General features: G+C 64.4%; 10 protein-coding genes. 5 read left to right on the forward strand and 5 right to left on the reverse strand.

Translation table 11 applies throughout. The features are described 5' to 3' along the window. Positions 1–109: 109 nt before the first annotated feature. The 4 genes from EN879_RS18460 to EN879_RS18475 form a co-directional block, all read right to left on the reverse strand. Positions 110–754: a carbonic anhydrase gene (locus EN879_RS18460; RefSeq protein WP_027037320.1), complete on the reverse strand. Its 645-nt coding sequence runs from the start codon at positions 752–754 to the stop codon at positions 110–112. 148 nt (positions 755–902) lie between these two features. Further along, the gene (locus EN879_RS18465; protein WP_063169476.1) at positions 903–1,673 is read right to left on the reverse strand and encodes a DUF429 domain-containing protein; all 771 of its coding nucleotides are present in this window, start codon (positions 1,671–1,673) and stop codon (positions 903–905) included. Next, complete coding sequence (pdxY, locus tag EN879_RS18470; RefSeq protein ID WP_063169475.1) at positions 1,670–2,554, reverse strand: pyridoxal kinase PdxY; 885 nt, start codon at positions 2,552–2,554, stop codon at positions 1,670–1,672. Before pdxY ends, EN879_RS18465 begins: the two co-directional genes overlap by 4 nt. Positions 2,555–2,567: 13 nt before the next feature. Continuing rightward, positions 2,568–2,819 (reverse strand): hypothetical protein, encoded by a 252-nt coding sequence (locus EN879_RS18475; RefSeq protein ID WP_063169474.1) that lies wholly within the window; start codon positions 2,817–2,819, stop codon positions 2,568–2,570. A gap of 164 nt (positions 2,820–2,983) precedes the next feature. Here EN879_RS18475 and EN879_RS18480 point away from each other — a divergent pair, with 164 nt between their 5' ends. The 5 genes from EN879_RS18480 to ppa all read left to right on the forward strand — a co-directional run bounded on the left by EN879_RS18480 (position 2,984) and on the right by ppa (position 6,581). Continuing rightward, positions 2,984–3,622: a LemA family protein gene (locus EN879_RS18480; protein WP_024504707.1), complete on the forward strand. Its 639-nt coding sequence runs from the start codon at positions 2,984–2,986 to the stop codon at positions 3,620–3,622. A gap of 177 nt (positions 3,623–3,799) precedes the next feature. Continuing rightward, on the forward strand, positions 3,800–4,663 hold the full coding sequence (locus EN879_RS18490; protein WP_127274167.1) for a YgcG family protein: 864 nt from the start codon (positions 3,800–3,802) through the stop codon (positions 4,661–4,663). Between the two features lie 8 nt (positions 4,664–4,671). Then, the gene (locus EN879_RS18495) at positions 4,672–5,310 is read left to right on the forward strand and encodes a TPM domain-containing protein (protein ID WP_063169471.1); all 639 of its coding nucleotides are present in this window, start codon (positions 4,672–4,674) and stop codon (positions 5,308–5,310) included. Between the two features lie 118 nt (positions 5,311–5,428). Then, complete coding sequence (locus tag EN879_RS18500) at positions 5,429–5,935, forward strand: GNAT family N-acetyltransferase (RefSeq protein ID WP_013528996.1); 507 nt, start codon at positions 5,429–5,431, stop codon at positions 5,933–5,935. A gap of 112 nt (positions 5,936–6,047) precedes the next feature. Continuing rightward, positions 6,048–6,581 (forward strand): inorganic diphosphatase, encoded by a 534-nt coding sequence (ppa, locus tag EN879_RS18505; RefSeq protein WP_013528997.1) that lies wholly within the window; start codon positions 6,048–6,050, stop codon positions 6,579–6,581. Positions 6,582–6,590: 9 nt separating this feature from the next. Here ppa and EN879_RS18510 read toward each other — a convergent pair. Continuing rightward, on the reverse strand, positions 6,591–7,009 hold a 419-nt coding region (locus tag EN879_RS18510; protein WP_127274168.1), incomplete at its 5' end, for a hypothetical protein.

The following is a 7,009-nucleotide window of genomic DNA, read 5'->3' on the forward strand; positions in this document are numbered from 1 at the left end:
CGGCTGATGAGGGCACGATCATCGGCGCGGGCGGCAATAATCGCCAGCAGCAGTGCGGCCGCCGCAAAAGCGACCGACCTGATGTTCACCAGCTTGCGCGCCGCCGCGTTCATCCCAGTTCCGGCCGTTCGAAATCGCCAGTCTCCTTGTTCATCGTCCAGAGTTCGCCGGTCGAGATATCGAACCAGGCCCCATGCAGCGACAGCCGTCCCTTGCCTTCGAGAATCGAGACGCAGGGAAAGGTTCTGAGGTTGGCGATGGAATAGCGGATCGAGATGCGCTCCAGCGCGGTCTGGCGCTCCGAGGCGGTCATGAAGGTGCTGGAGGAGACGGTTTCGGCCGCCGGCGCGATCAGGCTCATCCACTTGCCGATGAAGTCGCCCGGCGACAGCGGCGCGGAATTGCTGTCGAGCGCCGCCCGGATGCCGCCGCAGCGGCCATGGCCCATGACGACGATGTTCTTGACCTTGAGGCTCTGTACGGCGAATTCAAGCGCCGCCGAGGTCGAATGGAACTCGCCGTCGGGTGCATAGGGCGGCACCAGATTGCCGACATTGCGCAGAACGAAGAGTTCGCCCGGCCCAGCGTCGAAGATCGCCTCGGGCGCCGAACGCGAATCGCAGCAGGCGACGATCATCGTCTCCGGCGCCTGGCCTTCGCGAGCGAGATCGCGATAGCGCCCGCTCTCTGTGAGATAGCGGCCATTCATGAAATTGCGATAGCCGGCGAGAAGATGTTCAGGGAGATGGGACATGGGCGGCGTCTGGAGCCTTTCCGGGTTGGATGCGGCAGCTCGTTGCGGTCTAGAGAGGCTCTAGCGGCAAAAGCCGGTCGCGAGCAATGCAGAATTATGAGGGCTGGCTAGAAATGCCATGCATCGAGCGCAACGGTGGCCAACAGCGTCACGCCCAGATGGCGACGGGAATGCCAAAGCTGTCGCGGCCCGGCGGGTCGGGAAACGGCCGCGCCTCGCCGCCGACGATGCGACCGGCGATCAGCGTCATCGCGGCTGCGTCGAGGAAGTCATCAGCGGCGGCACCGCGGGGCGGCGGCTGGTCGAGAAAGCCCTTATCATAGCCGAGCCGGCAGAGCAGCGCCTTGCGTTCCGCCATGCCGGCCGGATTGATGCTGCCCTTGATCTTCTTCGGCAGTTGCATGGCTTGATCGCCGTTCAAGCGGCAGAAAGCGACTTCCGGATGGGATTCGAACACGCGGCCGCGCAAATCGGGCCGCGCGATCAGCAGGGCGTCGATCTCGCGGATCTTGGCAAAAATGCCGAACGCCTGGATCGAGACGCCGCGCGGCGGATCGGATGTGGTCAGGGCCACCGCGCTTGCCCTGACGTGCGCGGCATACCAGGCTTCGATGGTGGTGAAGCCGTTGGTGTCGGCATAGAGCGCGGCACGGGACGGGATCGAGAAGACACTGGACTGGCGTGCCCCGAGCAGCGGCCGCACCAGCGCTTCGGGGCCGCGACCGCCCTTGCCCGAAAAGCCGGGCAGGCCGATCGGCATGTCGACGGCGATGACAGCGTCTTCGGGAAGGGATGCGAGCAGGGCAGTGAAGGTTGCAAAGACACCGACCGACGGTGCCATGCCAAAAGTTCGTCGGACGGCGATCCAGCCGGCCTTGCAGCCATCGACGCCGACAAGTACGGCCTCAGTCGATGTCACGCCCGGCGGCCCCGCCCTGGATGTGTGAGGTGGCGAAGCTGGACCATCGCCATCGGATGCGACAGGCTCTGCGCATCGGTTTCGAGCTGCAGTTCGTCGCCGCCGCGCTTGGCGGTGCGTGCCAGGATCTCGTAGACCGCCGCCGTCGTCGATTGCAGCGCCTTGATCGGTGGCTGGCCGGACAGGATGCGTGCCAGGTAAACGGCCGCCGTCAGATCGCCCAGGCCATTCGGCGGCTTGTCGATCAGGCGATGTTCGGCGAGCAGCGCCTGGCTGTTATCGAGCAGGAGGTTGCCGGTGCCGCCCGTCATCATCGACGGCGCCGAGGTGACCAGCATGGTCGATGGTCCGGCGTGCAGCGCCGCCGCGATCACCGATTTCATGTCTGGCAACGCGGCGCCGGCCATCCATTCCAGTTCGTAGCGGTTAGGGGTGGCTATGTCGGCGATCGGCATCAGCCGGTCGCGCATGGCGATGGCGGTCGGTTCGGGCACATAGAGGCCGCCCGAATCACCCATCACCGGATCGCAGATATAGACGGCGCCGGGCGTCCTTGCCTTGACCGCGGCGACCAGCGAGGCGACGGCCTCGGCCTGGCCCGCCTCGCCGAGATAGCCGGACAGCACGGCGCCGACCTCACCCAGCCATGGCGCCCGCTCGAGATCGGCCATCAGAGCCTTGAACTCGTCGAGCGGCGGCACGATGCGCGTCGCGCGCCCATGGCCGGGATGCCAGGGCAAGATGACGGTCGGCACCGCCCAGACCGGGAAACCCAGGGTCTCCAGCGCAAAGACGGCAGCACGGTTGCCGACCGAGCCACGCGCGACATGGCTGGAAATGACGATGACCGCACGCGGCGCGTCGGTTTGTTCGGCGCTCATTGTCGTTTGATTCCTAACTGCCCCGGATGACGTAAAGCACGAGCCAGACCATCAGGCCCAGCGCCAGCAGCAGGCCCAGCGTGCGGCCAAAGCGGGTGCCCCAGACTTCGATCGGATCGGCACGATCGGCATCGGCCGCGATGACGTGATCGTGCATGCCTTTCGCTGCCCGCGCTACAAACGAGTTGCCGGCCGGATCCGTCTCGCGCGCAATGCGCTCGAGGATACGGCGCGATTCCTTGTCGCTGTCCTGGCGTTCCGCCATGATGATGTCCCGTTTTGCCGGACCTTATCGCGTTCGCACGGCCAATCACAGAGCCTTGCAGCGGCACCGGGCGTGCCAGGCGAGGGGCTGCCGGCGCGGGCGGTTTTCTTGCGCGCTGATTGTGGTAATGCTTCGCGTGCAACTTCTACCGAGGGACCCCCATCATGTTTGCCCAGCGCCTTGCCTTGCCGTCCACGTTCCGCACGCTGCCCGCCTTCCTGATGATGGCGATCGTGTTGCCGCTGCTTGCAGGCTGCGGCTATAACACCATCCCGACGGCGGAAGAAAATGCCAGGGCGGCATGGAGCGAGGTGCTGAACCAGTATCAGCGCCGCGCCGACCTCATCCCCAACCTGGTCGAGACGGTCAAGGGCTATGCCTCGCATGAAAAGGATACGCTCGACGCGGTGGTCGAGGCGCGCGCCAAGGCAACGCAGATCACGGTAACACCGGAAACGCTGAAGGATCCCGAAGCCCTCAAGAAGTTTCAGGATGCCCAGGCGGGGCTGACCAGCGCGCTGTCGCGGCTGATCGCGGTCTCGGAGGCCTATCCCGACCTCAAGGCCAATCAGAACTTCCTGGCGCTGCAGGCGCAGCTCGAAGGCACCGAGAACCGCATCGCGGTGTCGCGGCGCGATTACATCCAGGCGGTCAGGGACTACAATCTGACGCTGAGGACGTTCCCCTCGGTGCTGTGGGCGACCTTCTGGTTCCGCGGCAACGAGCCCTTCGCCAATTTCACCGTCGCCGAAGACAAGATGCAGCCGCCGAAGGTCGATTTCGGCACGAAGCAGGGCGGGTGAACGTCCACTGTCATCGGAATAAATCCCGCGAAATGACGGGCTGCTGGCGTGCAAACACCCCCCTCTGTCCTACCGGACATCTCCCCCTCAAGGGGGGAGATTGGCAGCTTCGGCGCTGACGCCCATCTTGCGACGTTGAAAATTGGTGAAAGTGGAGATGGCGGCCAATCTCCCCACTTGAGGGGGAGATGCCCGGCAGGGCAGAGGGGGGCGCTCCGGAACGCAAGCCTAGGGTTCCTTTTCGCTCTTCTAAGCCTCCTCTTCCTCCCCTTCACCGCCCTCGCGGCCGATCTCCCGGCGCTGACCGGCCGTGTCGTCGACAATGCCGGCATCATCGACGCCGCGACCAAGGCGGCGCTGACCCAAAAACTCGCCGATTTCGAGACAAAAGGCTCCGACCAGATCGTCGTCGCGACGATCCCCAGCCTCGATGGCGAGGAGATCGAGCCTTACGCCAACCGGCTGTTCCGCTTCTGGAAACTTGGCCAGGCGGGCGAGAACAATGGCGTGCTGCTGCTGGTTGCCCCGAACGACCGCAAGATGCGCATCGAGGTCGGTTATGGGCTGGAAGGCACGCTGACCGACCTGCACACCAAGCTGATCATCGAAAATGACATGGTGCCGGCCTTCCGCGCCGGGGACTTCTCCGGCGGCATCAGCAAAGCCGTCGATGACATGGTCATGGTGCTGGAGGGCAATCCCGAAGAACTGGAAGCGCGGGGCAAGCGCAATCCCGCCGATGACGGCACGTCCATCGATCCGATCTTTGCCGTGTTCCTGATCCTGTGGGCGACGATGTTCTTCGGCGGGATGGCGATGGCGTTCCTGCCGCCGATGTTCGGCACGAAACTGTCGCCGGGCGTGTACAAATGGCTGGGCATGACGTTTCGTTATGGCCGCGGGCCGAGCGGGTACTCGGGCACTGGCTGGACAACCGGTTCGTCGTCGGGCAGCGGCTGGTCTTCGGGGTCAAGCGGCGGTGGCGGATTTTCCGGTGGCGGCGGCTCGTCGGGTGGTGGCGGTTCTTCAGGAAGCTGGTGAGACAGATCATGGCAACACGACCAATCAGCCCGCAGGATCATGAGCGCATCGCAACCGCGATCCACGCCGCCGAGGAGAAAACCGACGGCGAAATCTACTGTGTCGTGGCGCATGCCAGCGACGGCTATTTCTTCCCGGCCGCCTTCATGGCGACCGTGTGCATGCTGTTCGTCAGCCTGGCGGTCGGCTACGGTCTGGAGGCCTGGTGGCTGTCGATCCGGCTGCCGCATTTCGTCCTCGCCCAGCTCCTGGCGCTTGCCTGCGTGCTGGCCTTGTTGTGGGCGCTGCCTGGTATGCGCATCCACCTGGTGCCGAGGCGGCTGCGCTACCAGGCGGCGCACGCCAACGCGATCAAGCAGTTCCTCGCCCGCAACGTCCACCGCACCACGGCGCGCACCGGCGTGCTGGTCTTCGTCTCGATCGCCGAGCGCTATGCCGAGGTGGTTGCCGATTCGGGTATCGACGCCAAGGTCGGCCAGCATGTCTGGGACGGCGTCGTGCGCGACCTTACCGCGCATGCCGGCGACGACCGGCTTGCCGACGGCTTCGTCAAGGCGATCGAGTTGGTGGGTGCGGTGCTGGCCGAGCATTTCCCGGTCACTGCGGGCGACAGCAACGAGCTCGACGACCATCTCGTCGAGATTTGAGCCTTTCCACAGAAGTCTTGAAGGCCCCTCACCAGGGCGGTGATCGCCTGTGAGAAAGCAGCCGGCTGGCGGCCCGGACCCTTGCAATCGGGCGATGCGGGTTTATGGTTAACAAATCATGAATACGCTGACGATCGACATCCGGAAAGCCGACCCGCGCGATGCCAGTGCCATCGCCGAGGTGCATCTGGAGGCCTGGCGCGGCGCCTATTCCGGCATCATTCCGCACCGGACCCTGACATCGATGATCAACCGCCGTGGCGCCGACTGGTGGGCGAATGCGATTCGCCGCGCCGCCACCGTTCTGGTCGTCGAAATCGGCGGCAAGATCGCCGGCTATGCGACGATCGGCAAGAACCGCGCCCGTGAACTGCGCCAGCAGGGCGAAATCTACGAATTGTACCTGCGCCCGGAATATCAGGGCATCGGGCTCGGCAGCCGCCTGTTTTCGGCGGCCAAGGCGCGGCTGGCCGATCACGGGCTGAAAGGCATGGTCGTGTGGGCGCTGGAGGACAACCAGAACGCGCTTGCCTTCTATGCCGGCGCCGGTGGCCGCGATGTCGCCGAGGGCGTCGAGATCTTCGAGCAAAAGGCGCTGAAGAAGGTCGCTTTCGTCTGGGAATGACAACCCGGCCTTTCGGCAATTGGGCGTTCCATTCGCACCCAGCACCATTCGCCGCATTGCACCATGACGCGCCGCCCGCTATCGATCGTCCATCGAGAGAGGGATTTAAGCCATGCGCATTGAAGCCATAGCCAGCGGAAAGAATCCGCCTGAGGACGTCAACGTCATCATCGAGGTGCCGATCGGCGGCGAGCCGATCAAGTACGAGATGGACAAGGAGGCCGGCACGCTGTTCGTCGACCGCTTCCTGCACACCTCGATGCGCTACCCCGGCAATTACGGCTTCGTGCCGCACACGCTGTCGGGCGACGGCGATCCGATCGACGTGCTGGTCTGCAACACGCGCGCGCTGGTGCCGGGCTGCGTCATCAACGTGCGGCCGATCGGCGTGCTGATCATGGAAGACAATGCCGGCCAGGATGAGAAGATCATCGCCGTGCCGTCGCCAAAACTGACGCTGCGTTACGAGAACGTCACCGAATACACTCAGCTGCCCGACATTACGCGCCAGCAGGTGCAGCACTTCTTCGAGCACTACAAGGATCTCGAGCCCGGCAAATGGGTCAAGATCGAAGGCTGGCACGATTCCAAATACGCCAAGAAGATGATCGTCGACGCGATCGAGCGGGCCAAGGCGAGCAAGTAGCCCGACCGGTCAGTTGTCGACCCGGCCGAAGGCCGGCACTTTGCCGATGACGGTGTGTCTGTCCTTGCCGCAGGCGAAGGTGCGTGCCTTGTCGTCGGCAAGCTTGCGCGCCTGGTCGTTGGCGACGGGATTGCCGGTGGCCAGCACCAGGCCGACGGTGCAGCCGTCGCGGGCGTCCATCTGGCCGACCTTGGCGACGAGCAGCACCTCGGTCGGCTTTTTCTCGTCCTCGGGATTGCTGATCGAGCGGCGATGGATGACGGCATAGGGCACTGCCGTGTCGCCCTTGGTTTCGATGCGCCATTCGACTTTGGCTCCGGACGAATTGAGGCCGGAAAAGCTTTCCCAGACCGTCGTCATGTCGCCGCCGGGCGGAAAACCGTAGAACAGCGATTCACGGGCGTCGTCATAGGCGATCAGTACGGGAT

The organism is Mesorhizobium sp. M7A.F.Ca.AU.002.02.1.1 (assembly GCF_003998535.1).
In the GTDB taxonomy this organism is placed as follows: Bacteria; Pseudomonadota; Alphaproteobacteria; order Rhizobiales; family Rhizobiaceae; genus Mesorhizobium; species Mesorhizobium ciceri.

Coding starts and splice junctions, on each gene's coding strand:
- EN879_RS18480 (WP_024504707.1), top strand. CDS start 2,984: ATGTTTGCCCAGCGCCTTGCCTTGCCGTCCACGTTCCGCACGCTGCCC.
- pdxY (WP_063169475.1), bottom strand. CDS start 2,554: ATGAGCGCCGAACAAACCGACGCGCCGCGTGCGGTCATCGTCATTTCC.
- EN879_RS18500 (WP_013528996.1), top strand. CDS start 5,429: ATGAATACGCTGACGATCGACATCCGGAAAGCCGACCCGCGCGATGCC.
- EN879_RS18475 (WP_063169474.1), bottom strand. CDS start 2,819: ATGGCGGAACGCCAGGACAGCGACAAGGAATCGCGCCGTATCCTCGAG.
- EN879_RS18460 (WP_027037320.1), bottom strand. CDS start 754: ATGTCCCATCTCCCTGAACATCTTCTCGCCGGCTATCGCAATTTCATG.
- ppa (WP_013528997.1), top strand. CDS start 6,048: ATGCGCATTGAAGCCATAGCCAGCGGAAAGAATCCGCCTGAGGACGTC.
- EN879_RS18495 (WP_063169471.1), top strand. CDS start 4,672: ATGGCAACACGACCAATCAGCCCGCAGGATCATGAGCGCATCGCAACC.